This is a genomic window from Lachnoclostridium sp. An138, assembly GCF_002160765.1.
In the GTDB taxonomy this organism is placed as follows: Bacteria; Bacillota; Clostridia; order Lachnospirales; family Lachnospiraceae; genus Laedolimicola; species Laedolimicola faecalis.
In genome coordinates, this window is sequence record NZ_NFLF01000006.1 from 57,735 (window position 1) to 80,904 (window position 23,170).

General features: G+C 51.7%; 23 protein-coding genes and 1 tRNA gene. 2 read left to right on the plus strand and 22 right to left on the minus strand.

Annotated features, from left to right (window positions below; genetic code table 11):
• The first annotated feature begins 175 nt into the window (after positions 1-175).
• Positions 176-1,561 carry a tRNA(Met) cytidine acetate ligase gene (locus tag B5E82_RS06910; RefSeq protein WP_087306830.1) on the plus strand — a complete coding sequence of 462 codons (1,386 nt, stop codon included), beginning with the start codon at positions 176-178 and terminating at the stop codon, positions 1,559-1,561.
• Between the two features lie 86 nt (positions 1,562-1,647).
• Here B5E82_RS06910 and B5E82_RS06915 read toward each other — a convergent pair whose 3' ends face one another.
• From B5E82_RS06915 to B5E82_RS06960, 10 genes are all read right to left on the minus strand, one after another.
• Positions 1,648-2,307 (minus strand): HAD family hydrolase, encoded by a 660-nt coding sequence (locus tag B5E82_RS06915; protein WP_087306831.1) that lies wholly within the window; start codon positions 2,305-2,307, stop codon positions 1,648-1,650.
• Positions 2,308-2,414: 107 nt separating this feature from the next.
• Positions 2,415-3,779 (minus strand): PFL family protein, encoded by a 1,365-nt coding sequence (locus B5E82_RS06920; protein WP_087306832.1) that lies wholly within the window; start codon positions 3,777-3,779, stop codon positions 2,415-2,417.
• A gap of 23 nt (positions 3,780-3,802) precedes the next feature.
• Positions 3,803-4,072 carry an ACT domain-containing protein gene (locus B5E82_RS06925; RefSeq protein ID WP_087306833.1) on the minus strand — a complete coding sequence of 90 codons (270 nt, stop codon included), beginning with the start codon at positions 4,070-4,072 and terminating at the stop codon, positions 3,803-3,805.
• 39 nt (positions 4,073-4,111) lie between these two features.
• Positions 4,112-4,909: an MBL fold metallo-hydrolase gene (locus tag B5E82_RS06930; RefSeq protein WP_087306834.1), complete on the minus strand. Its 798-nt coding sequence runs from the start codon at positions 4,907-4,909 to the stop codon at positions 4,112-4,114.
• A gap of 2 nt (positions 4,910-4,911) precedes the next feature.
• The gene (coaE, locus tag B5E82_RS06935) at positions 4,912-5,559 is read right to left on the minus strand and encodes a dephospho-CoA kinase (protein ID WP_242966263.1); all 648 of its coding nucleotides are present in this window, start codon (positions 5,557-5,559) and stop codon (positions 4,912-4,914) included.
• A complete protein-coding gene (gene polA, locus B5E82_RS06940) occupies positions 5,546-8,218 on the minus strand; it encodes a DNA polymerase I (RefSeq protein WP_087306835.1) in 2,673 nt (890 codons plus the stop codon). Before polA ends, coaE begins: the two co-directional genes overlap by 14 nt.
• Positions 8,215-8,544, minus strand: a complete 330-nt coding sequence (locus tag B5E82_RS06945) for an anti-sigma factor family protein (RefSeq protein ID WP_087306836.1) — start codon at positions 8,542-8,544, stop codon at positions 8,215-8,217. Before B5E82_RS06945 ends, polA begins: the two co-directional genes overlap by 4 nt.
• 194 nt (positions 8,545-8,738) lie before the next feature.
• Complete coding sequence (locus B5E82_RS06950) at positions 8,739-9,332, minus strand: hypothetical protein (protein ID WP_087306837.1); 594 nt, start codon at positions 9,330-9,332, stop codon at positions 8,739-8,741.
• Positions 9,329-9,802, minus strand: coding sequence for an RNA polymerase sigma factor (locus B5E82_RS06955; RefSeq protein WP_087306838.1), 474 nt, complete (start codon positions 9,800-9,802; stop codon positions 9,329-9,331). The genes B5E82_RS06950 and B5E82_RS06955 overlap by 4 nt, the downstream gene beginning before the upstream one ends.
• A gap of 167 nt (positions 9,803-9,969) precedes the next feature.
• Complete coding sequence (locus B5E82_RS06960; protein WP_087306839.1) at positions 9,970-10,212, minus strand: hypothetical protein; 243 nt, start codon at positions 10,210-10,212, stop codon at positions 9,970-9,972.
• A 202-nt stretch (positions 10,213-10,414) separates the two neighbouring features.
• On the opposite strand from B5E82_RS06960, the gene B5E82_RS06965 reads away from it, so the two are divergent.
• Positions 10,415-13,258 carry a YfhO family protein gene (locus tag B5E82_RS06965; RefSeq protein ID WP_087306840.1) on the plus strand — a complete coding sequence of 948 codons (2,844 nt, stop codon included), beginning with the start codon at positions 10,415-10,417 and terminating at the stop codon, positions 13,256-13,258.
• On the opposite strand, the gene ade is transcribed toward B5E82_RS06965, so the two are convergent.
• The 12 genes from ade to mgsA form a co-directional block, all read right to left on the minus strand.
• Positions 13,255-14,949, minus strand: a complete 1,695-nt coding sequence (gene ade, locus B5E82_RS06970) for an adenine deaminase (protein WP_242966264.1) — start codon at positions 14,947-14,949, stop codon at positions 13,255-13,257. The genes B5E82_RS06965 and ade overlap by 4 nt on opposite strands.
• A gap of 15 nt (positions 14,950-14,964) precedes the next feature.
• Entirely contained in the window at positions 14,965-15,639 is a 675-nt protein-coding gene (locus tag B5E82_RS06975; RefSeq protein ID WP_087306842.1) for a YczE/YyaS/YitT family protein, read from the minus strand.
• Positions 15,640-15,753: 114 nt separating this feature from the next.
• Positions 15,754-15,836, minus strand: a tRNA-Leu gene (locus B5E82_RS06980).
• A 96-nt stretch (positions 15,837-15,932) separates the two neighbouring features.
• The gene (locus tag B5E82_RS06985; protein ID WP_330398296.1) at positions 15,933-16,898 is read right to left on the minus strand and encodes an RluA family pseudouridine synthase; all 966 of its coding nucleotides are present in this window, start codon (positions 16,896-16,898) and stop codon (positions 15,933-15,935) included.
• Positions 16,876-17,400 (minus strand): signal peptidase II, encoded by a 525-nt coding sequence (gene lspA, locus B5E82_RS06990; protein WP_087306843.1) that lies wholly within the window; start codon positions 17,398-17,400, stop codon positions 16,876-16,878. Before lspA ends, B5E82_RS06985 begins: the two co-directional genes overlap by 23 nt.
• A gap of 4 nt (positions 17,401-17,404) precedes the next feature.
• Complete coding sequence (gene aroB, locus B5E82_RS06995) at positions 17,405-18,505, minus strand: 3-dehydroquinate synthase (RefSeq protein ID WP_087306955.1); 1,101 nt, start codon at positions 18,503-18,505, stop codon at positions 17,405-17,407.
• A 91-nt stretch (positions 18,506-18,596) separates the two neighbouring features.
• Entirely contained in the window at positions 18,597-19,352 is a 756-nt protein-coding gene (locus B5E82_RS07000) for a YlmH/Sll1252 family protein (protein ID WP_087306844.1), read from the minus strand.
• Between the two features lie 4 nt (positions 19,353-19,356).
• Positions 19,357-19,881, minus strand: a complete 525-nt coding sequence (locus B5E82_RS07005) for a cell division protein SepF (RefSeq protein WP_087306845.1) — start codon at positions 19,879-19,881, stop codon at positions 19,357-19,359.
• Positions 19,882-19,908: 27 nt separating this feature from the next.
• Positions 19,909-20,601, minus strand: coding sequence for a YggS family pyridoxal phosphate-dependent enzyme (locus B5E82_RS07010; RefSeq protein ID WP_087306846.1), 693 nt, complete (start codon positions 20,599-20,601; stop codon positions 19,909-19,911).
• Between the two features lie 15 nt (positions 20,602-20,616).
• Positions 20,617-22,074: an HlyD family efflux transporter periplasmic adaptor subunit gene (locus B5E82_RS07015; RefSeq protein ID WP_087306847.1), complete on the minus strand. Its 1,458-nt coding sequence runs from the start codon at positions 22,072-22,074 to the stop codon at positions 20,617-20,619.
• 133 nt (positions 22,075-22,207) lie between these two features.
• The gene (locus B5E82_RS07020) at positions 22,208-22,627 is read right to left on the minus strand and encodes a twitching motility protein PilT (RefSeq protein WP_087306848.1); all 420 of its coding nucleotides are present in this window, start codon (positions 22,625-22,627) and stop codon (positions 22,208-22,210) included.
• A gap of 142 nt (positions 22,628-22,769) precedes the next feature.
• Positions 22,770-23,165, minus strand: coding sequence for a methylglyoxal synthase (gene mgsA / locus B5E82_RS07025; RefSeq protein WP_087306849.1), 396 nt, complete (start codon positions 23,163-23,165; stop codon positions 22,770-22,772).
• Between the last annotated feature and the right edge of the window lie 5 nt (positions 23,166-23,170).

Below are 23,170 nucleotides of genomic sequence, written 5' to 3' on the forward strand. Positions count from 1 at the left end.
TTTTTCTGAAAACAGCCGGCAGGTCCGGCCTTTTCAGGATCTGTCATTATATTACCATATGTCTTTCCTCTTTTCCATACGCTTTGCTATAAACAGGTTCTCCCTTGTCTCTCCTCCTGCTCTGTGCTAAGATAAACTATATTTTCAATCATAAACAACAGCAAAGGAGCCGCCCATGAAAACTGTCGGAATCATCGCAGAATACAATCCTTTCCACAAAGGCCACGCCTACCAGCTTCAGAAAGCAAAGGAGCTCTCCGGCGCGGATTACGCTGTCATCGTCATGAGCGGCGATTTCGTACAGCGGGGATACCCAGCCATCGTGGACAAATATGTGCGGGCGGAAATGGCCCTGCGGGCGGGTGCAGACCTTGTGATCGAACTTCCCGTTTCTTACGCTGTGGGAAGCGCGGAGGCTTTTGCCCAGGGAGCCGTCTCGGTTCTGGAGGCTCTGGGCTGTGTGGACTTTCTTTGCTTTGGAAGCGAGTCCGGCGATCTGGATACGCTTCTGTCCTATGCCCGGCTTTTTGAAGAAGAGCCGCCTGCCTACAGGGCCTTTCTGCAGGATTTTCTGCGGCAGGGCTTCAGCTTTCCGGCTGCCAGAAGCCGGGCTGCGGAAGAATACCGGAATCTGACTGAACGGATTCTGCCCTGCTGTTCCGATGACGCAGACTGCCGCCGGGCCCCTTCCCTTCTGGATGAACCCAACAATATCCTGGGCATCGAATACTGCCGCGCTCTTCTTGGCAGGAAGAGCTCTATCCGTCCTCTGACACTCCGCCGGCGTTCCGCCGGCTACCACGATCTGTCGCTGGATGCCGAGATGGCTTCGGCCTCCGCGATCCGGCATGCTGTATACAGGGGATCAAAGCAAGCTCGGTATCCCGGGCAGTCCGTCTCCGGGCAGTCTGCTTCTGAACAGTTCTCATCCGGGCGGTCCGCCTCTGAGCAGTTGTCAGAACAGCCCTCATCCGGGCTCTCGAGCCCTGTCCTGGCGCAGCTTCCGCTGTTTTCTGAAAAGCTTTTAAGAACAGCTCTGGCAGCCTCCGGTCCGGTGCGGCTGAATGATTTTTCTTCTGTTCTGTCTTATCTTCTCCTGTCACTGCCACGGGAAGCTCTGGCAGCTTTCCAGGATGTGGGGGAAGATCTGGCGGCGCGGATGGGAAACTGCCGCTTTCAGTTCACGTCCGCAGAGGAATTCGCGGATCTTCTGAAGACGCGCCAGCTCACCCACACCCGCGTCACCCGCGCCCTGTGCCATATCCTGCTGAATCTGAAACAGACAGAGCTGGACGCGCGCAAGGCCGCAGGCTGGCCTGTATATCTGCGCGTGCTGGGCTTTCGGGAAACCGCCCGCCCGCTTCTGGGAGAAATCAAAAAAAGAGGCTCCTCTCCGCTTCTTGTAAAAGCGGCGGATGCCTCTCATATTCTCACTTCGGAACAGCTCCGTCTTTTTGCAGAAGACATTTTCGCTGCCCACGTATACGAAGCAGTCAAAGCAAACCGAAACGGCGCGCCCCTGATTCATGAGTTCACACGCTCCCCCATTCTGGCGCCCTGAGAACACATAAAAAGCTTATCCCCTGCCCTTACCTGCCCTTAACTTCTGCTTCTGCGTTTTCTTTCCGTTCTGTCCCGGCCGCCGCGTCAGGAGCCGCTGTGCCGCTGAGCGGTCTGTCCGGCGAACTGCAAAACGTCTTCCACCTGCTCCAGCCGGTAGGTAGCCTCAATTCCTTCCGGATTCAGGCAGCCCCAAAGCACCAGCGCATGATCCACGCCAGCTGCTCTGGCGCAGTCCATATCATAGGCCGTATCGCCAAAATACAGCACTTCCTCCGGCGCCGCGCCGCTTCGCTTCAGGTATTCCAGCATGGGATCGGGATAGGGCTTGCCCTTTGGCGTATCGCTGGCCGTCACCACACAGGGAAACAGTTCCAGCAGTCCTTGTTTTCCAAAATGATCGTCATACTCTTCCCGGAGCTTTGAGGTAATGATGCCCAGTGAAGCCCCTCTTTTCCGAAGCTGCTCCAGAATTTCCCGCATCCCCGGAAACAGAGGCATGCCGAGCCGTTCGGAATATGCCGTATAATTGCGTATCCATACCTTCAGCGCTTCTGCCGGCTGAGAAAAACCCAGAATTTCCATGGCCCGGATGCCGGGTATGCCAAAGGAAAAATACAAATCCTCCAGGGGCATGACCTCACCTCTCAGTTCTCGCACCGTCTCCTGAAGAGAAAGCATATTAATCCTCGCAGAATCAATAATTGTCCCATCTATATCAAAAACCAGATGTGTGTATGTTTTCATCTTATCCTCCGTAATCCGAACTTTTCCAGCATAAAAGCCGCCTTCCGCAGCCTGAGCCTGTATGTTTCTCTTTTCCCGGCAGCGGAAGGCGCCACGTTACGCAGCATTTAATTTTTAAAAGAATGAATGGGCGCGGGAATCCGCCCCTTACGGCTTACAAAGGCCTCACAGGAGAACTGATTCACCGGCATAATCGGCGCGTATCCCAGAAGGCCGCCGAATTCCACCATCTCGCCCACGCCTTTTCCGATGACAGGAATCAGGCGGACTGCCGTAGTCTTCTGATTGACCATGCCAATGGCCATCTCATCCGCAATGATTCCGGAAATCGTGCTGGGCTTTGTATCTCCCGGAACCGCAATCATATCCAGTCCCACAGAGCAGACGCAGGTCATGGCCTCCAGCTTCTCCAGGGTCAGGGCTCCGGCCTTCACAGCGTCGATCATCCCCTGATCCTCGCTGACCGGAATAAAGGCTCCGCTCAAGCCTCCCACATAGGAGGAAGCCATCACTCCGCCCTTTTTCACCTGATCATTCAGCATGGCAAGAGCCGCCGTCGTACCCGGCGCTCCGCAGCGCTCCAGGCCAATCTCTTCCAGAATCTCAGCCACGCTGTCTCCAATGGCAGGAGTCGGCGCAAGGGAAAGATCTACAATGCCAAAGGGAACCCCCAGACGCCTGGACGCTTCCTGCGCTACCAGCTGGCCTACACGGGTCACTTTGAAAGCCGTCTTTTTGATCGTCTCGCAGAGGACCTCAAAGCTTTCTCCGCGCACCTTAGTCAGCGCATGCTTTACTACGCCTGGTCCGCTGACGCCCACATTGATGATGGCGTCCGCCTCGGTCACGCCGTGGAACGCTCCTGCCATAAAGGGATTGTCGTCCGGCGCGTTGCAGAATACCACAAGCTTCGCGCAGCCCAGGGAATCCTTTTCCTTTGTGCATTCCGCTGTCTTTACAATCATCTCGCCCATCAGACGCACCGCGTCCATATTGATGCCCGTCTTTGTGGAACCCACATTGACAGAGCTGCATACCCGGTCCGTCTTTGCCAGCGCTTCCGGAATGGAACGGATCAGATTCTCCTCGCCCTTTGTCATACCCTTGGATACCAGCGCGGAATATCCGCCGATGAAATTGACGCCCACTTCCTTGGCCGCCCGATCCAGAGTCTCTGCAATCGTCACATAATCCTCCGGAGATTTGCAGGCCGCCTCGCCCACAAGAGCGATGGGAGTCACGGAAATTCTCTTATTTACAATGGGGATTCCGTAATCCCGTTCAATAGCCTGGCCGGTCTGCACCAGATCCCTTGCCACTGTCGTAATCTTATCGTATATCTTCTGATTCAGGCAGTCCAGATCCGCATCGATGCAGTCCATCAGGCTGATTCCCAGCGTAATGGTCCGCACATCCAGATTATCCTGCTCTATCATCTGATTCGTTTCTCTTACTTCATATAAATTAATCATGGCAGCTCCTTTCGAATCTTTCGTTAAATCCGGTGCATCCGGTCAAAGATCTCTTCATGCTGGCATTTGATTACCACGCCGATCTCATCTCCGATCTGCTCCAGCTCATGGGACAGATTCTCAAAGGATTTCACATTGCCCGTGTCCACAATCATCATCATATTGAAAAAGCCCTGCACGATGGTCTGTGAGATATCCAGGATATTCACTCCGTTCTGTGCAAGATACGTGCACACCTTTGCAATGATTCCCACTGCATCCTTTCCTACTACGGTAATAATGGTTCTTTTCATAACGCTCCTCCTTTATTTATCTCTATGTAATGATAGCAATTAAATCTCAATACAGGCCGACCGTTCCTCACGGCTTGCCACGCTGAGCGGAAAATCCTCCGGCTTATAAGGGGTATCTCCAAGGGCCAGTTCCAGTTTCACCGTCTCATAGGCCAGTTCCGCGTAGTTGTTTTCCTTACTCAGATGTCCCAGCATAATCGCTTTCAGGTCATCATGCAGCACCTGGCACAGAAGTTTTCCCGCCGTCTCATTGGAGAGGTGGCCCAGATCCCCGGAAATCCTTTGTTTCAGGTAATAAGGATAACCTCCCACCTGCAGCATATGGATATCGTGGTTGGCTTCCAGAAGCAGGACATCCAGTCCTTTCAGATGCTCAATGGTATAATCTGTATAGACGCCCAGGTCTGTGGCAACTGCCATTTTCTTTTCGCCGCACGCAATCCGGTAAGCCACCGGTTCTGCCGCGTCATGGGAAATATGAAAGGGCGAAATCAGAAGATCTCCTATCTGAAAATCCTGGTCCGCGTGAATCTCCCGGAACAGTTCTCCATCGATTTTTCCCAGACTGCTCATAGCCTTCACAGCTTCCGCCGTCCCCGGCGTGGCATAAATCGGAATGTCGTATTTTCTGGACAGAACTCCCAGTCCCTTGATATGGTCGGAATGTTCATGGGTCAGCAGAATCCCGTCTATATCCTTTCCGGAAAGCTGTAGCTCCTTTAGCCCTGCTTCCACCCGTTTTCCGCTGATCCCCGCGTCAATCAGAAGATGATGACTGCCTGAGCCCACATAAATACAGTTGCCGCTGCTTCCGCTGGCGATACTGCACATTCTCATTTTTATGACTCTCCTTTTCCTTCGTATAATCCTTTTTTCTCCAGCAGTCTCTTGACCTGAATGAGCGTCTCCTCCGGACTTCCGCTGTTATCTATCACTTCCCGGCAGCAGGCCCGGAACTGTGCGTCTGTCTGCTGGTTTCGAAAAATGGAATCAATCTTTTCATCCGGATAGCCTCTGGATGCTTTCAGTCTTTCTCTTCGAAGCTCCGGGGCTGTATAGATATACCAGAATTCTTCGCAAAGCTCCTCATAATGATCCTCTATCAGAAGGGCCGCCTCTATGACAAAAAGCCTGATCTTGGCTTTCTTCCGCTCTTTTTCTGTCTCCCGGCGGAACCACTCCTTTACTGCCGGATGAATCACGCTGTTCAGCCAGGAAAGCTCCCGCCTGTCTGAAAAAACGATCCGGGACAGGACCGGCCGATCAATTCTGCCGTCCTTTCCCAGGATTCCTGTCCCAAAATGCTCTCGGATTTTCCGGAAGGCTTCTGTCCCAGGCTCCATGACCAGATGGCCGGCCCGGTCGGCCTCCTCCACCCGCACGCCCGGAAGACCTGCGAGAAATTGCAGCACTGTGCTTTTTCCCGCTCCCACGCCGCCTGTAATTCCGATGATTTTCATACTGCCGCTTTCATCAGTGGGCTTCATACCAGTTCATCCCCTGCTTCATATCGATTTCCAGCGGCACGGAAAGCTCCGCCGCTCCCTGCATCTCTTCTGCCAGAATTTCTTTTACTCTGGAAAGCTCCCCTGTCTCAGCCTCCACCAGAAGCTCGTCGTGCACCTGGAGCAGCAGGCGGGATTTTAAGCCCTCTGCCCGCAGTCTCCGGTCTACGCGGTTCATGGCAATCTTGATAATATCCGCGGCTGTACCCTGGATCGGAGCGTTCATAGCCACCCGTTCTCCAAAGGATCTCTGCATAAAATTCGAAGATTTCAGCTCCGGAACCGGCCTTCTGCGTCCAAACATGGTCTCCGCATACCCTTCCTGCTTTGCCTTTTCCACACAGCCGTCCAGGAATTCCTTGATTTTCGGATAGGTTTCAAAGTATTTCTGGATGTATTCCTGGGCTTCCTTTCTTGTGATGCTCAGATCCTGAGAAAGGCCGAAGGAACTGATTCCATACACGATTCCGAAATTCACGGCTTTCGCGTTTCTTCGCTGAAGAGGCGTCACTTCATCAAAGGGCACGTGAAATACCTGGGAAGCAGTCAACCGGTGGATATCCTGAGCTTCCCGGTAAGCCTGAATCAGATGCTCATCCCCGGACATATGGGCCAGCACGCGCAGCTCAATCTGGGAATAATCCGCATCCACCAGGATGGTTCCTTCCGCGGGAATGAAGACTTTCCGGATTCTTCTTCCCAGCTCCATGCGGATGGGAATATTCTGCAGGTTCGGCTCCACGCTGCTCAGGCGTCCCGTGGCTGTAATGGTCTGCTGGAAGGTGGTATGAATCCGCTCGTCTTCTCCGATATAGGCAGCCAGGCCGTCCGCATAGGTGGATTTCAGCTTTGCAAGCTGCCGGTACTCCAGAATGTCAGCCACAATGGGATAATCCGGAGCCAGCTTCTCCAGTACATCCGCCGAAGTGGAATATCCGGTCTTGGTCTTTTTCCCGCCTTTCATTCCCATTTTGTCAAACAGGATTACGCCAAGCTGCTTGGGCGAATTGATATTGAAGGTCTCTCCGGCCTCCTCATAAATCTTTTTCTCCAGCTCTCCGATCCGCAGGGCAAGTTCATCCCCGTATGCTTTCAAAGCCTCTGCGTCCACGCGGACCCCGGCCCTCTCCATGCGGTACAGCGTAAAGACCAGCGGCATCTCCATTTCCCGATAAAGCTTCTCCATTCCGGTCTTCCGGAGACGTTCAAGAAGCACCGGCATGGAGTGGTACAGAACATAACTGAAATAGCCGCCGTAGGTCAGGAAAACGCCGGGCTTCTCCTCCGCAGCCTTTGCGAGGCTCTCTTTCCCAAAAAGTTCCGCGCGGGAAGGAACCGAAAGATCCAGATACTCCTTTGCCAGCTCCTCCACGGAATAGCTGTCCTTCAGAGGATTCAAAAGATAGGCCGCGATCTCCGCGTCCAGAAAGGTCTTTTCCTCCTCCCGGCCAAAGAGCACTTCCTTTCCTTCCAAAGCCGCCTCCAGACAGGGAAGCTCTTCCTTCAGCCTGAGGCAGTCCGCTTCTTTCGCTCCCTCAAGAGCACGGAGCAGACGGCCAAGAAGCCATTCCTCCGTCACAAAGCCCTGAACCGGAACCAGACAGGTCTCCTCTTCTGAAAAAGTCAAAGAGAGAGCCAGCACTTGTCCGTCTTCCCGCAGGAGAGCAAAAGCCAGGCGCCCCGCGCCCTCTGCCCGGCTCAGAAGATTCTCCGCTTCTCCCAGATCCTCTATGAGCCGAAAACTCTTTTCGATTTTTTCATTGGCAGGCGCCTCCACAGAAAAACGGGAAAGCATATTTTTAAACTCCAGCTTCTTCAAAAGCTGATAGGCTTCCTCCGTATAAATATTCCCAAGACGGGCCGCCTCCCAGTCATAGTCGTAATCACAGTCAATGTCAATCGTCGCCAGCGTCTTGCTCATCTGCGCCATATCATAGTGGGCCTTCAGCGCTTCCCTGGCCCGGTTGGGCCTGATCTCTTCCACATGGGCGTACGCGTTCTCAATACTGCCGTACTGGACAATCAGATTTGTGGCTGTCTTCTCTCCAATTCCCGGCACTCCGGGAATATTGTCCGAAGAATCGCCCATCAGAGCCTTCAGCTCAATAATCTGAAGGGGCGTGACCTGGTAACGGTCTATAACATCCTGAGTATAATAGTTTTCCGTCTCCGTAACACCGCCCTTCGTCTTCGGCAGCCTGACCCGGATATGATCCGTGGCCAGCTGAAGAAGATCCCGGTCTCCCGAAAGCACTGTGACCTCCATGCCTTTCTTTTCGCTGCGCTTTGCCACAGTTCCCAGCAGGTCATCTGCTTCCAGCCCGGCCTTCTCCATAGTGGCGATCCCCATCGCGTGAAGCACGTCCTTCAAAACCGGAACCTGCTCGTGAAGCTCCTCCGGCATGGGCTTTCTCGTTCCCTTGTAGGCATCATAAAGCTTATGACGAAAAGTCGGCGCCTTCACATCGAAAGCCACCGTCAGATAATCCGGCTTTTCCTCGTCCAGAACCTTGAAAAGCGTATTCAAAAAGCCAAAAATGGCATTCGTGTGGAGCCCTTCCGAATTGGTCAGGTTCGTCACACCGTAAAACGCGCGGTTTATAATGCTGTGTCCATCCACCAGCAGTATCTTTTCACTCATAAATTCAAAATCTCCGTCACTATTATCACTGTCAGCGCCGCCATCGCCAGCACCTGGGAAAAGGTATAAAAAACATTAAAAAGCTTCCTTCCCCTGACTCTCTGCTCAGAGATGTACAGGGCTTCCTGCAGAAGATTGCGCATGTCCTGGCCTTCATTTTCTCCGTCCAGCTGCGCAAGGCCCGCATAGATCGTATAATAAATCTCCAGCTCCTCATAGCAGGAGCCGCAGCTGCACACATGCTCAAGAAAAGCCTCCAGTTCCTTGTCCGTCAGCTCATCGTTGATATAAGGCATAATCATCTGTTCTGCTTCCTTACAGGTCATGAGGCTCCTCCTTTCCCGCCAGCGCCGCGGCGCGGTATAATGTCTGGCGACATTATACCACATCTCCGCGAAAAAGCACAACCCTGCAACTGCGCAAACCGGAGCCGGCGCCTGAAGGCTGTGCTTTTCGTACTTTTCATGCTTTATGTGCTTTTCTTCTTTCCCTTTTCTGCTGTATTTTCCTGTGATTTCTGTCAGTTAAAGGAATCCGGGGAAGGATACTTTTGGCTGCTTACGGAATATCCGTCGTCATATTTGATCGTCAGATAACGTGTTTCATCTCCGTTTACCAATTTGACGTAGCAGACGCCGTCCTCAAAGGAATCCGTGACATCTATTTTCTGATTGTAATAGTATACCCAGACAGTTCCGTCCTCTTTGTACTCCACTTCCGGCATGTACAGTTCCGTCATGATCTCCTCTTCCGTAAGGGGCCGTTCGGTTCCATCATCTTCTATGGCCACGCCTCCGCCGGATATCGTCTGTGCCGATCCGTCCTCCTGGTAAGACACGCTGTAGCTGTAATTCCCGTCTTCTATTACAAGCTCGGCGTTTGTCTGATCTCCGTGAACCCACAGCTGAATTGTGCGCTGAATTCCTCCCACGTTTGCCGCGTAGGCCACTCCGGTGCTGCACACAATCAGGGCTGCCGCTGCCGCCGCGGCAGCGGCTTTATGGATATAAGTATGTTTTCTCTTTTTCTGCATCAGTCTATATACCTCCAAAGGCTCCATTCCGAAGGAAGCCACTTTGTCAAAAACTTTTTTATACTGTTCTTTGTCCGTCATGATTCTTCCTCCTTAAATACATCCCGCAGGAAACTCCGTCCTCTGGACAACCGCATCTTTACACTGCCTTCCGTTATTCGGAGAATCCGGGCGGTTTCTTTTATGGAAAGGTCTTCATAATAATACAGGTGAATCACCTCCCGGTATTTTTCAGGAAGCCGCATAACCGCTTCAAAAAGACCGGTTTCTTCCCTGCTTTCAAACGGAACCGCATCCGCATAGTCCTCTATGGACAGTCTGTTCTTTTTCCAGAAGGAGCGGGAAATATCTTTTGCCCGGTTGATTGCCACCCGCAGCAGCCATGCCTTCAGATGCTCCTCATCCTGAAATTGCTTTTTAGTTGTATAATACTGAATGAAAGTATCCTGAACCACGTCATTGGCGTCATCCGTGTTTCTGCAAATATTAAATGCCGCCGCATACAGGCTTTTCTGATAAGCTTCAATCAGTTCTTCCAGCGATTGTCTCATAACCAGTTCCTCGTTTTCTTGTTACTTTGAAAGGCCCTTTCACTGATAACACGTTTCACAAAGGAGAAAAGTAACAAAAATAACAAAAAAAGCACAGCCCGTTCCCGCAGGCCGGAAATCCGCGTCCGGGGCTGTGCTTTTCATTCTTCTGCCGGCCTGCAAATCGTCTAGGATGCCATCTCGTCCGGCTGTCTCTCCTTAAGGCTTTCCAGGAGCTCCTGGGCAGAAATCCCTCTCTCCTGCATGTACCGGTAGAGCTCTGCCATCTCCTCGTCCCGTTTTGCCGCCTGGAGTTCCTTGCGTTCCTTCTCCAGGGCCTGCAGGACTTCCGTATGTTTCCGGATCTTTTCCGCGTTTTCCTCAAGAAGCTCTTCATAAGATTTTCTTGCTTTCGTTCTGGGTCTTGCCATAGTCTTGTCCTCCTGTATCCTGTACTGTTTCCATTATATACAGAATCCACCAGCCGTATTCCACATTTTTTCTGCAAAATATGTCTGTAACTGTCTGAGAAGACCACATTATGACAAATTATCCTTTACATTCCTTTCTGCTGTATCTTATACTTATATTATACGTGATTTCTGTACTTAAGATACGAGGGGGAATACTGTTATGAGTCATACGCGTCTGGATAAATTTTCCGATTTTTCCGCACGTTTCCTGCAGAAACGCCGCGCATATTTTCTTTGCTATACTGGCGCATTCTGTCTGCTTTCCTTCATTGCCTTCTTTCCTCTGCTCTACAATGGAAAGTCTCTGATTTGGAAACCGGACGGCCTTACCCAGCACTACAACGCGCTGGTGTATATCGGGAACTGGGGCCGCACCATTCTGCGTACCCTGATTACAGAGCACCGTCTTTCCGTACCCCTCTGGGATTTCTCCATCGGTTACGGCTCGGATGTGCTGACAACTCTTCATTATTATGTGATCGGAGATCCTTTAAACCTTCTGTCCATCCTTACGCCGGTGCGTTTTACTGAATATCTCTATTCCGGGCTGGTCGTTCTCCGCATGTACCTGGCAGGCCTTTCCTTTGCCTGCTTCTGTTTTCAGATGAAGCAGAGACGAACAGCCGTTCTGGCAGGTTCTCTGGCTTATGCCTTCTGCGGTTACTCCCTGTCTCTGGCTGCCATGCACCCTTATTTTATCAATCCGATGATCTATCTTCCTCTGCTGCTTCTTGGCGCGGAACGGGTCATGCAGAAAAAAAGCCCTCATCTCCTGATCGGTATGACAGCTTTGTCTGCTGTCAGCAACTTCTACTTCTTTTATATGCTGGCTGTTCTGGTCATTCTGTACTGTGTCATCCGTTTTCTTACAACCAGACACGATAAATGGGGAAAGGAGCTGCTGTGCTCTGCCGGAAGAGTTCTGGCAGCTGCCCTTCTTGGAACCGCTATCGCTGCTTTTATCCTGCTGCCCGTTATTCTGCAGTTTCTGTCAGACTCCCGTTCCGGCTCGGAACTGACTTACTCCATGCTTTACGATCTGGATTACTATGAACAGTTTTTTGATGAATTTCTTTCCCTGCGCTACTCCTCCAACTGGACTTATCTGGGATATGCTCCGCCTGCCCTTTTGTGCGTCTTTCTTCTGTTTTTAAAAAAGGATACGCAGAAACGGCTGGCCGGGCTTCGGGCCGCTTTTGTCCTTCTTACCCTCATGCTTCTGCTTCCCGCAGCCGGCTCTGCCATGAACGGCTTTTCCTACACAGCCAACCGCTGGGGGTTTGGTTATTCCTTCCTGGTCTGCCTGATCCTGGTTCTTCTCTGGCCGGAGCTTTTCCGGCTCTCGCACAGGGAAAAAGCCGGTCTTCTGGGATTGAGCTTTCTCTATCTGGCGCTTCTGATCTTTCTGGGCGGAGCCGGTTCTCCGGAAGCCTTTGCGGGCCTGGCCCTGCTGCTTCTTTCACTGGCGGCCGCCTCGTCCGGTCCCGGGCTTTTCTGCTTTGTCAGGCAGAAGCAGCTGCAGCAGAAACTTCCCCAGACCGCTGTGATTTTCTTTCTGGTCTTTGGCATCTGCACAAACGCAGTCTCCTACAGCCAGATTTATGCGGATTCCTATACCAGCCGTTTTGTGGACCTGGGACAGGGCAGTGAAGAGCTGGAACACACCGCATCCGGCATGATGAGCCTGTTTTATCCCAATCAGGGAACCTTTTTCCGCTTCGCCCAGGACCTTGTGCCCACACGGAACGACAGCCTGAATACCCGCACGAATACCATTCACTATTACTGGAGCCTTTCCAACGGCAGCATCACCCGTTTTTTTGATGAGCTGGCTATTCCCTTTGAGGAACGCGCTTTCAAATACGATGATGTAGACAACCGCGCCAGTCTCCATGCTCTGGCATCTGTGCGCTACTATCTGTCCGAGGACCCCAACAGCCGCCTTCCCTGGTCTTTCACCAACACACAGGTATACGAATACCTGGGCGACCAGTATTATGTCTCTGAAACAGCGGAAACCCTTCCGCTTGGCTATACCTATGACGGATATATTTCCCGGGAACAGTATGATTCTCTGACCTATATCCAGCGCCAGCAGGCTCTGACCCAGGGCCTTTTGTGCGACGCCATTCCCGCAGGCTCTGAAGCTGCGGAGCTCCATTTTCAGGACAGCTCTCTGCCCTATGAAATTTCCTGCAGTGAGGATGTGCTGGAAATGAACGGCTCCTTCTATGCCGCAGCCCCCGGCGCTCAGCTGACACTGACCTTCTCATCCCCGGCTGACTGTGAAACCTATCTGCTTATTCAGGGAATGCAGGCAGAATCCTTAAATGAGCTGGAGCTCTACACCACAGAGCCTTTTTCCCTGCTGCCGGATTTCAGCTGGTCTCCTCTCTCCCGCTATGAGCAGAACCGGATACGCAGAGACGCTCGCCATTCCCCCGATGCCGCGCGCTTTACCCTGAACTGCCGGTCTGAATATGTGGATACAGATTTTTCCTATTATGCCAGTCTTACAGAAAGCTCCTTTGACCGCACGGACTTTCTGATTAATCTGGGATACAGCGAAGAAGGACAGACGCAGGCTGTTCTGACTCTTCCCTATGCCGGAATTTATTCCTTCAGCAGTCTGGAAGTCCTCTCTCTTCCCATGAGCCCCCTGGCCGGGCAGATAGATGCTTTAAGCCAGGAAACTCTGGAAAATATAACCTTTGGAACCAATCAGATTACCGGAACCATCAACCTGTCCCGGGACAAGCTGCTCTGCCTCTCCATTCCCTGGTCCTCCGGCTGGAAGCTCCTTGTAGATGGACAGGAAGCAGAGCTCTTCCCGGCAAATACCATGTACATGGGCGCCGCCCTGACCGCAGTCAGTCATACCATTGAGCTTTCCTACCGCACTCCCGGCCTGAAGGCAGGCATGATTATCAGCGCCGGGGCTTCTGCCCTCTGGCTGGCTCTGTACCTGTACCGGAGACGAAATCGGAGAAACAGATCCGCTTAACCGGTAATAAGGGGAACCAGCTTCTGCCGGTCCACATCCACAAGACCTCTGGTCGTAAGCTTCAGATGAGGAATCACCGGCAGGCTTACAAACGCTGTTGTCATGAACAGTTCCCTGTTTTCCGGCACTCCCAGCTTCCGGAGAGCGGCTCTGACCTGTTCATTCTGAGATGCCGCTTCCGCCGCTGTCCGGTCCGTCATAAGGCCTGCATAGGGAAGCGGCATCTCTGCTTCCACCTTTCCATCCCGCACAACAGCCATGCCGCCTCCCAGACTTCGGATGCGGTTCGCCGCAAAGGCCATATCCTTCTCATCTGCTCCCATAACAATCAGGTTGTGGGAATCATGGGATACAGAAGAAGCGATGGCTCCATATTGGATTCCGGTGCCTTCCATAAAACCAAGCCCTGTGTGGCCCGTATTCCGGTGCCGTTCTATGACAGCAGTTTTTATCAAATCCCGCCCGGTATCAATTCCGTTTCGTCTGTCAAAATCTATCTTCCGGACACGCTCTTCCGTCAGCAGCTGGTCCTGCAGGATGCCGATGACACGGCAGCTGCAGACCCCTCTTTCTTTCACCAGAAAATCTTCCGGCTCAAGCTCTCTCAGGCGGAAGGAATGCAGCACCGTCTGCGTCAGTTCCTGCTTTCCCTCCGGCTCCGGGAATGGCAGCAGCCTGCCCTCTGAGACTACCTTCCTTCCATTCTGATAGACATCTCTTACCAGTACCCGTTCCAAATCGTCCAGAACCAGCAGATCCGCCTGATATCCTGGAGCTACGGCTCCTGTCCGTCTCAGGCCATAATATTCCGCGGCCTGAATGGTCGCCATCCGGATTCCGGTGACAGGATTCTTTCCCATAGCGGCTGCCTGGCGGATGATATGATCGATATGCCCGTCCTTCAGCAAGTCTGCCGGATGCTTGTCGTCCGTCACCAGCAGACAGCGTCCCGCGAACGGTTCCTCAAAGAGAGGAAGAAGTTCTTTCAGGTTTCTGGCTGCTGTTCCCTGTCGGATCATCACCCGCTGCCCTTTTCGTATCCGTTCCATGGCTTCCTCCGCCGAGGAGCACTCGTGATCGTCTCCAACTCCGGCCGCAATGTACCGATCCAGCATGCGTCCGGAAAGAAGCGGCGCATGTCCATTGACTGCAAGTCCCCTTTTTTCCGCGTCATCTATCTTTTCCCGAAGCTTCCTGTCACCGGCCGCGGCCGCATGATAACTCATGACTTCCCCCAGGCCCAGAACTCTGGGATGATCATAGAAAGGCCGGATATCTTCTGCCTCCAGACAGGCGCCGGCCTCATCAAATTCTGTAGAAGGAACACAGGACGGGATCATAAAATACATCGTCAAAGGCAGTCCTTCGCTGGCCTCCAGCATAAACTCAATTCCCCGGCTTCCGCACACATTCGCGATTTCATGAGGGTCCGCCACCACAGCGGTGGTTCCATGGGGAAGGGCCGCCCTTGCGAATTCTGCCGGAAGCAGCATGCTGCTCTCAATATGAATATGCCCGTCGATAAAGCCCGGACACAGGTATTTCCCGGAAATATCTTCTGTATCATCCGCATCTTCTTCCGAATAATCTCCGGTACCCGCAATCCGCCCATCTTCCAGAAGAACCTCCGTTCTCTCCAGCTCCCCTGTAAAAACATTAATGACTGTGCCGTTTTTCAGCAGCGTTTTCATAGAACCCTCCTCCATCTATTTTATTTTTATCCATCTTGCCGTAACCGGCAGCCAGAACTGTACCAGCGGCCCTGTAAGAAAGACAGCTGCAATCGTTCCGGCGCCTACCGTTCCTCCCAGCACAAAGCCCAGCGCCACAAAAAACAAATCGCAGCACACGCGAATCCAGCGAAACTCCACTGCTTCTATCTTATCTGATAAGATCACCGCCACCAGATCATTGGGGCCTGTACCCGCATTGCTGTTGATCACCACGGACATCCCCAGCGCCAGAATGACGCAGCCTGCAAGCATGCTCACAACCCGCAGCGCCATTCCGGAATTTCCGTTTATATAGTCTCCCAGAATCCAGGTGAACAGATCAATGATCGGGCCTCCGCAAAATGCGCAGACCACCGTCCCCGGCTTCACATAACCCTTTGTGGTCAGCAGCATCACTGCCATGAGTATGCAGAGTACGATCACATGAACCGTTCCCACTGTAAGCCCAAATACTACGGACAAGCCCTGAATAAATACTGTGAAGGTGTCGGTTCCCAGCTCAGACAGCAGGAACAGGGTCACCCCCAAATGCGCGATCGTCAGTCCGGCCAGAAGCACAAGCAGCGCTTTTACCCAGTCTCCCGGTGTTCTGCCGGATGTATCCGCCGCGAATTTTTTCTTTTTCTCCCCCGAAACTTCTCTTTCCATTTCTCCCTCCTTTTTCTGCCGAAGAAAACTCTTCACATGAATAACAAAAAAGACAACGCCGTACCATAACTATCTTACCAGTTATTTTACAACATTGTCTTTCCTTTTGTCCACTGCCGGCGGCGGGACTTGAACCCGCACGCGGTTACCCGCAACAGATTTTGAGTCTGCCTCGTCTGCCATTCCGACACGCCGGCCTTCTGCGGTTACCCGCAACGCTTATTTATTCTAGCACACACAGAGAAAAATGGCAAGCAGATTTTTCTGCTCTCTGTCTGTCCCTTAGCACGGCTTCAACGTGTTCCCTGGCGCAGTTTTCTCAGAAGCTCTTCAAAGTATTCCGGAAGGGGAGCTTCAAATTCCATATATTCTCCAGTGGAAGGATGTACAAACCCCAGCACCATCGCATGCAGAGTCTGCCCCTCCAGATGAAAGGGATTTTTCCCCCTGCCGTAGACCTCATCCCCCAGAAGAGGGTGTCCGATGCTGGCCATATGCACGCGGATCTGATGGGTGCGGCCCGTCTCCAGACGGCACTCGATATACGTATAGGCGCCGAAGCGCTCCAGCACCCGGTAATGGGTGACGGCACTCTTTCCTCCGGTGCGGACTACAGCCATTTTTTTCCGCTCTATGGGATGGCGCCCGATGGGCGCGTCTATCCTTCCCTCATCTTCTTTCAGATTTCCGCAGACAATGGCCCGATAGCGCCGCGTAATCGTATGGGCCTTCAGCTGTTCTGCCAGAGAATTATGAGCGCGGTCATTTTTGCAGGCAATCAGCACTCCCGTGGTATCCTTGTCGATTCTGTGGACGATTCCGGGGCGCAGCACTCCGTTGATGCCGGAAAGCTCTCCCCTGCAGTGACAGAGAAGCCCGTTCACCAGTGTACCGGTATAATGCCCCGCTGAAGGATGCACCACCATTCCCTTCGGTTTATTGATCAGAATCACGTCACTGTCTTCATAGAGAATATCCAGAGGCAGTTTCTCCGGAAGAATCTCCGGTTCCTTTGCCTCCGGAAGCATCAGCTCGATTTCAGCGCCGCAGGAAAGCTTCGCGCCGGCCTTTGCGGGCTTTCCATCCAGAAGCACATTTCCCTCGCGTATCAGCTTCTGAAGATAAGAGCGTGAAATCTCAGGCTCACGGTCTGACAGATATCTGTCCAGCCGCTGTCCAGCTATCTCCGATCCCACTGTGTAAGACCGGATTTCCCCTGAAAAGCTCTCCTCCATCTCAACGGTCCTTCTGTCGTTCATCACGTTTCCTCAGACTTAAAAATCCCAGTTCTTCTTCCTTGTACACAAAAAGAATGAGAACCGCCAGCAGAACAGCTCCGACTGTCACATAGCAGTCCGCCACATTGAACACGGGAAAATCTATCAGCTTAAAATACAGAAAATCCACCACATAGGAGTACCGCATCCGGTCAATGAGATTTCCCAGGGCTCCTGCCGCCAGCAAAACTGCCACCACGCGCATCAGCGTGTACCTGCGGCCTCCCGGAAGCCGGTTATAATAAAACGCAATCAGCACAAGAACGACAGCGGTGCATATCAGAAAAACCGCTTTCTGTCCCTGAAGGATGCCAAAAGCCGCGCCTCTGTTCTCCAGATAATACAGCTCAAAGACTCCGTCCCAGAGCACAATCGGGCTCTGCCCCTTTAAATGCAGCACTGCCAGATATTTTGTCCACTGGTCGAGGGCAGTCAGAAGAACTGCCGCCAGAATTCCAATCAGGTTGTATCTCTGTTTTGTCATCTTTCTATTCCTCTGTTATCCATTTTATCGCGTCCAGCATCTCTGCCTCTGTCACTGTCCGGTCCACGAATGCGCAGCCAGTCCGCTGCAGGAGGACAAACTTGATACGGCCCGCTTCCATTTTTTTATCTGACCTTGTAGTCTCAAGCACTTTTGCCGGATCGATTCTCCCCACCTTAACCGGCAGAGAAAAACTCTGAAAAGCGCCGCAGATCCGGTCGAGTTCACTTTCATCTATCAGGCCGCGCTTCCAGGAAAGATAAGCAGCAGCCGCGCAGCCTGCCGCCACACACTCTCCATGATACATCTGGAAATTTTTCAGCTTTTCCACCGCATGCCCTATGGTATGCCCGAAATTCAGCAGTGCGCGTTCTCCCTGCTCCGTAGGGTCTTTTTCCACCACATCGCGCTTGATCTTACAGCTCTCTTCAATCATCTGCATCAGCGCTTCCGGCTTCCGTTCCAGTATGTCCTGCCGGTGATCCAGAAGCCACTGAAAATAATCCGCATTTTTAATCAGCCCATGCTTCAGAATTTCAGCCATTCCCGACGCGAACTGGCGCTCCGGCAGCGTCTGCAGCACAGAAAGATTCATATAGACCAGGCGGGGCATATGGAAAGCTCCCACCATGTTTTTGTAGCTGTCAAAATCCACACCCGTCTTACCGCCGATACTGCTGTCCACCTGCGACAGAAGCGTAGTAGGAATCTGTATAAAACTGATTCCTCTCAGATAGGTGGCTGCCGCAAATCCTGTCAAGTCTCCGATGACGCCGCCTCCCAGAGCCGCCAGCAGATCTCTTCTGTCAAAATGCTCCAGAATCAGATGTTCGTACAGCCCCCGCACCGTATCCAGCGTCTTGTAATCCTCACCCGCTTCTATGGTATAAACTGTCACGCGGGAACAGACTCCGGAAAGCCGCTCTCTGACCGCCTCCAGATAAAGAGGGCCCACATGGGTATCTGTCACGATACAGATTTTTCTTCCTTCTGTCCCAAGCTCCGCCGCGCCTTCCGCAAGCTTCTCAAAATCCTGCTCCAGCCGGATCTCATAGCAGATTTCTCCCTCTCTGCGGACCGGAAGGGTCCGACCTTCTTTTTTCATATGACTCCTCACCTTTCCCGGCGGCCTGGCCGCCTGATTCTGTACCGGTGCCCGGCGCCGCCGCCTGCCTTTTCCAGGATACACGCGCGCCTCAGATATAGCGCCAGAGTGTTACATACTCCCGTCCCTTTTTCGACTGGCCTCCGCCTCCCTGATACCGGAAGCGGCCCATGCCCCGTACAGAGACCAGATCTCCCTCCCGGGGCTGATATCCGTTGGAGGTAATGAGCTTTCCATTCACGAAGACCTTACCGCCTTCGATGAGTCCTGTCAGGCTGCTCCTGGAAGCTCCGAAAGCCAGCGAAAGAAGACGGTCCAGGCGCACGGACGCCACAGTCCCCGTAATCTCTTTGTATTTAGGCTCATAATGGAACTCTCCCGCTTCCACGGGGCTGGCATAGACAGAGGTATGCCGCACACGCGTGAGATTGTCGCAGATAAAGGAAGACATGCGGCTGAGACAGAAAAGATGGACTGCCGATTCCTCCACCAGAATATCTCCAAGGCAGCTTCTGTCCAGACCCAGGTTCAGGATCGCCCCCAGATAGTCTCTGTGGCTTAAGTCTTCCGCGAATTTCTCCTGGAGCGGAACAATCTTCAGGCAGCTGACAGGGTAATCTGTACAAAACAGGGGAGCCTCAGGCCGGAATACCGCAATCTGACGCTCCGCTAATTCATATCCGCCGAAGCTTTCCGTTACAATATAGGGAAGCTTCCGGCGGGTCTCCTGAAAAATATTCAGTTCATTTAAATTCAAAAAATCGGAATATACAGCAATTCCTCTCTGATAAGCATATTCTCCCAGTTCAAGAAACCGCTTTTCCAGCTGCTGCTCTTCTTTTGTCATGGCCTTAGAATTTACTGTATACGGAAGGAATGTCGATAGCTCCGCTTAAAATATCCTGCAGATCGCCGGAGATATCCACGTTCTTCGGTGTAACGATAAAAATAGACGCGGAAACCTTCCGGAGATTACCTCCAATGGCAAAACAGGAGCCGGAGGTAAAATCAATAATTCTCTGGGCCACATCCACATCCAGACCTTCAAAATTCAGCACCACTGTGCGGTTGCTGAGCAAAGTCTCCGTTACCTCTCGGGAATCATCAAAAGTATTCGGTTTAATTACACATACTTCCATCGCGCTGCCCTGCTTTCTGGAGGTCTGCCGGATAGGCGTCACTTTCTGGGGCTTCGTCTTTACCGGAGTATCCTCCTCATAGTCCTCGTTATCCTCGCCTCTTCTGCCCTTGAAGATTTTCTTCCGGGGCTTTTCCTCTTCATAATCGTCATCGTAATCATCGTAGTCATCGTACTCGTCGTCGTAATCGTCTCCTCCGAGTTTCATGACATCCAGAAATTTATCGATTACACTCATATTCCAGTCTCCAATCTATCTCTATTTTTATATAGTATAGTCTCTTTCACCGAAAATGCCTGTCCCGACACGGACCATGGTGGCACCTTCCTCGATCGCCACCTCATAATCCCCAGTCATTCCCATGGACAGGATATCCATAGATACATTATCAATGTTTTTGTTTTTTATGTCAACACATAATTTCTTTAAACTGGCAAAATATCCTCTGTTATCCTCCGGATTTTCCACATAGGGAGCAATGGTCATCAGACCTTTGACAGCAATCGACGGCAGCTTTGCAATTTCCCGGATGAGGTCTTCTGTCTCCTCCGGAGCGGCGCCGAATTTGCTTTCTTCTCCTGCCACATTTACCTCAATCAGGACCGGGACGGTAATGCCCTTTTTCACTCCCTCGGCGCTGATAGTTTCCGCCAGACGGAGGCTGTCCACCGAATGAATCAGGCAGGCCTTGTCCACCACGTATTTTACCTTATTGCGCTGCAGATGCCCAATCATATGCCAGCGGATATCCTTCGGAAGCTGCTCGTATTTATCGCAGAGTTCCTGCACCTTATTCTCTCCGAAATCCCGGGTTCCCCCCGGCAGAAGCTCTTCAATCATGGATACCGGCTTCGTCTTGCTGACCGCGATCAGCGTCACCTCTTCCCGCTTCCGTCCCGACCTCTGGCAGGCCGCGCAGATATTCTTTTCTACTTTTGCAAGATTCTCGACTACCATTTTCTCATACTCCTCCTAATAGATCACCTGATCCTCGCTGACCGTATCCGCATTCAGCACAATGTGGTCATACACAGACAGGCCGTAGCTGGTACCTTCCTCCACGATACAGTATTCTTCATTTTCATACATCACCTGAATAATCCGGAAGATGGTATAGCCTTTATTGATATTATACACGCCTTTCAGTTTTTCTGTCTGTCCCACCTGATAATAATCCGCAGAATCCGCCTTCACCAGCAGATCTCCGCTCTCCAGCAGCTTTCTGGACGTACTGAAATCCTCTTCCTCCGGATCTACATAGGCATATTCTTCATCCTGGTAATAAATGGTACAGTTCACGAATTCTACTGCCTCTGTTCCGTCCTCCGAAACTGTCTTTTTCATAAAGCCGGTATTATCCTCCGACTGGGTAATGTAATCCGCGTCAATAACAAAGAAGTCCTTTTCTGTCACAGCTGACTGGGGAATCTTAAGCCCCACAGTCTCGTCCCGGAGAATCTCAAAATCCAGATACCGCTCTCCTGCGTACCGCACCATGGAATTGACAAAGGAAAGCACTCCATATGCCTGGCCATCCACATACTGGACTGTCACAGAGGGCCAGACTGTCTCTTCATCTTTATCGAAGCGTATCTCAATATATGTGGTATTCTGGGTTACGGTGCCGTCCTCAGCTGTAGTCTGATTCTGTTCCATCTCATCCAGAATATAATTTTCCATATTTTCATCCAGCGGGAAGACAATCTGCCAGTCTTCTTCCGTCACAAGCTTGTATACCGGGTCTCCCGCGCTCACCAGAGACGCCGTCCTCAGATCCTGCCATTCGTAGTTTTCCTCATCGAACCAGGAAGGATCAATATTGTCTGACGTGGCGCTCTCCAGTCCATCTATGTAATATTCCACAACTCCTGCCGTCTCGGCATTATATCTGGTAAACAGCGTTCCTGCGTCTTCGGACGCGCTGTCCAGCTGATCGATCAGGTTCTGGTTTACCAGATCCAGAATCGCAGAATCCACATTCGTCTTAAAATCATACACCTCTCTGAAATCCATATCCGAATAGTTTCCCAGATAGGAACTGATATCCGCTCGTATCTCGCTGTAGTCCTCCTCATCAAGGCTCAAATCACCGGCGCTCTCATTCAGAAGCTCCGACATTCTTCCGCTTTCGTCTATGGTGTACACAGTGGAAAGCACGGAGACCTTTTCTCCTTCCGCCGCGTAATAATTGACATAACCGGCTTTTTCCGCCGTATATACCTGCTCCGTGCGCAGAGCAACGCCCGTATAATGATAATCCGCCGCCAGATTCCCCTTGATAACCTCATACCCTGAGACGTGCTCTGAAGTAAAATACATATAAACACAGACTACGAGATAGACTGCGATAAATCCAAAAAATACAACGCCAATGTTAAACGGGCGCCTGTACCTGACAATTTTTGTATTCTTTTTTCTGCCGCCCGCCACTGGCTTAAATTCCTCCTTCTTCCATCCCGCGCGCTCCTCCGGCTTCCGCGGGAATTTTCAGCAAATTTCCCCATGTAACGATGAAGCTGCCGCAAAAAGCTATCTTTTGCGGCAGCCATGATATGTACAATCTCTAGCAGGAAATGATAACCTGCTCCTTTGCAAATTCAGGCAGGTCTTTCTCCTCTACGGAAATACTGAGACAGAAATTGACTTTAAACTGCTCACTTATCTGATTCAGCTGTGTCAGAGCATCTGTCAAATCCTCGCCTTCCAGGTTCGCAACCTTCAGAAAGCTGTCCACATACATCTGCTCCAGGTCATAATCCTGGGAAATGATTCCACATACAAAACCGATAAACTCATCACTGTTTTTCAAAGGATAATCTTTTACATTAATAAGCCGTACCTTATTGTCCAGCTCATGCATATGCTTTGTGCTCTTGTCCAGATATACAATATTTCCCGATGCCGTCTTAATCTGGCTGTTCACTCTTTCCAGCAGATGCTTTGTCTTTCCGTCTCCCTTACTTCCTACAATCAATTGTACCATAGCCATGTCCTCCTTGGGTCTCATATATTTTTGAGGCAGCGCCTGAAAGTCCAACTTCACATCCGGGCGCCGCAGCCCTATCAGATAAACATATTATAGTCTATATGCCCAAAAAACTCAACTGTTATTTCCCGGCTTTAGACTAATTATACAATTCTCTCCATTCCATATCGCCGCGATCCAGGGCTTTGACCAGAAGCTCCGCCGTAGCCAGGTTCGTAGCCAGAGGAATATTGTAGGTATCACAGAGCCGGACCACATTGTTCACGTCAGGCTCATGGCTTTTGGGGTTCTGCGGATCACGCAGGAAGATCACCAGATCCATCTGATTATGCTCAATCTGCGCTGCCAGCTGCTGTTCTCCTCCCAGATGTCCCGCCAGATATTTGTGTACGTTCAGGTTCGTCACCTCTGCAATCAGCCGTCCGGTCGTACCGGTCGCGTACAGATTATGTTTACAGAGGATTCCTCTGTATGCGATGCAGAAATTCTGCATCAGTTTTTTCTTTGCGTCGTGTGCGATTAGTCCAATGTTCACATGAA

Excerpts from the sequence above, each read along its gene's own strand:
- B5E82_RS06910 (WP_087306830.1), top strand. The coding sequence starts at position 176 with ATGAAAACTGTCGGAATCATCGCAGAATACAATCCTTTCCACAAAGGC.
- B5E82_RS06915 (WP_087306831.1), bottom strand. The coding sequence starts at position 2,307 with ATGAAAACATACACACATCTGGTTTTTGATATAGATGGGACAATTATT.
- B5E82_RS06920 (WP_087306832.1), bottom strand. The coding sequence starts at position 3,779 with ATGATTAATTTATATGAAGTAAGAGAAACGAATCAGATGATAGAGCAG.
- B5E82_RS06925 (WP_087306833.1), bottom strand. The coding sequence starts at position 4,072 with ATGAAAAGAACCATTATTACCGTAGTAGGAAAGGATGCAGTGGGAATC.
- B5E82_RS06930 (WP_087306834.1), bottom strand. The coding sequence starts at position 4,909 with ATGAGAATGTGCAGTATCGCCAGCGGAAGCAGCGGCAACTGTATTTAT.
- coaE (WP_242966263.1), bottom strand. The coding sequence starts at position 5,559 with ATGAAGCCCACTGATGAAAGCGGCAGTATGAAAATCATCGGAATTACA.
- polA (WP_087306835.1), bottom strand. The coding sequence starts at position 8,218 with ATGAGTGAAAAGATACTGCTGGTGGATGGACACAGCATTATAAACCGC.
- B5E82_RS06945 (WP_087306836.1), bottom strand. The coding sequence starts at position 8,544 with ATGACCTGTAAGGAAGCAGAACAGATGATTATGCCTTATATCAACGAT.
- B5E82_RS06950 (WP_087306837.1), bottom strand. The coding sequence starts at position 9,332 with ATGACGGACAAAGAACAGTATAAAAAAGTTTTTGACAAAGTGGCTTCC.
- B5E82_RS06955 (WP_087306838.1), bottom strand. The coding sequence starts at position 9,802 with ATGAGACAATCGCTGGAAGAACTGATTGAAGCTTATCAGAAAAGCCTG.
- B5E82_RS06960 (WP_087306839.1), bottom strand. The coding sequence starts at position 10,212 with ATGGCAAGACCCAGAACGAAAGCAAGAAAATCTTATGAAGAGCTTCTT.
- B5E82_RS06965 (WP_087306840.1), top strand. The coding sequence starts at position 10,415 with ATGAGTCATACGCGTCTGGATAAATTTTCCGATTTTTCCGCACGTTTC.
- ade (WP_242966264.1), bottom strand. The coding sequence starts at position 14,949 with ATGAAAACGCTGCTGAAAAACGGCACAGTCATTAATGTTTTTACAGGG.
- B5E82_RS06975 (WP_087306842.1), bottom strand. The coding sequence starts at position 15,639 with ATGGAAAGAGAAGTTTCGGGGGAGAAAAAGAAAAAATTCGCGGCGGAT.
- B5E82_RS06985 (WP_330398296.1), bottom strand. The coding sequence starts at position 16,898 with ATGAACGACAGAAGGACCGTTGAGATGGAGGAGAGCTTTTCAGGGGAA.
- lspA (WP_087306843.1), bottom strand. The coding sequence starts at position 17,400 with ATGACAAAACAGAGATACAACCTGATTGGAATTCTGGCGGCAGTTCTT.
- aroB (WP_087306955.1), bottom strand. The coding sequence starts at position 18,505 with ATGAAAAAAGAAGGTCGGACCCTTCCGGTCCGCAGAGAGGGAGAAATC.
- B5E82_RS07000 (WP_087306844.1), bottom strand. The coding sequence starts at position 19,352 with ATGACAAAAGAAGAGCAGCAGCTGGAAAAGCGGTTTCTTGAACTGGGA.
- B5E82_RS07005 (WP_087306845.1), bottom strand. The coding sequence starts at position 19,881 with ATGAGTGTAATCGATAAATTTCTGGATGTCATGAAACTCGGAGGAGAC.
- B5E82_RS07010 (WP_087306846.1), bottom strand. The coding sequence starts at position 20,601 with ATGGTAGTCGAGAATCTTGCAAAAGTAGAAAAGAATATCTGCGCGGCC.
- B5E82_RS07020 (WP_087306848.1), bottom strand. The coding sequence starts at position 22,627 with ATGGTACAATTGATTGTAGGAAGTAAGGGAGACGGAAAGACAAAGCAT.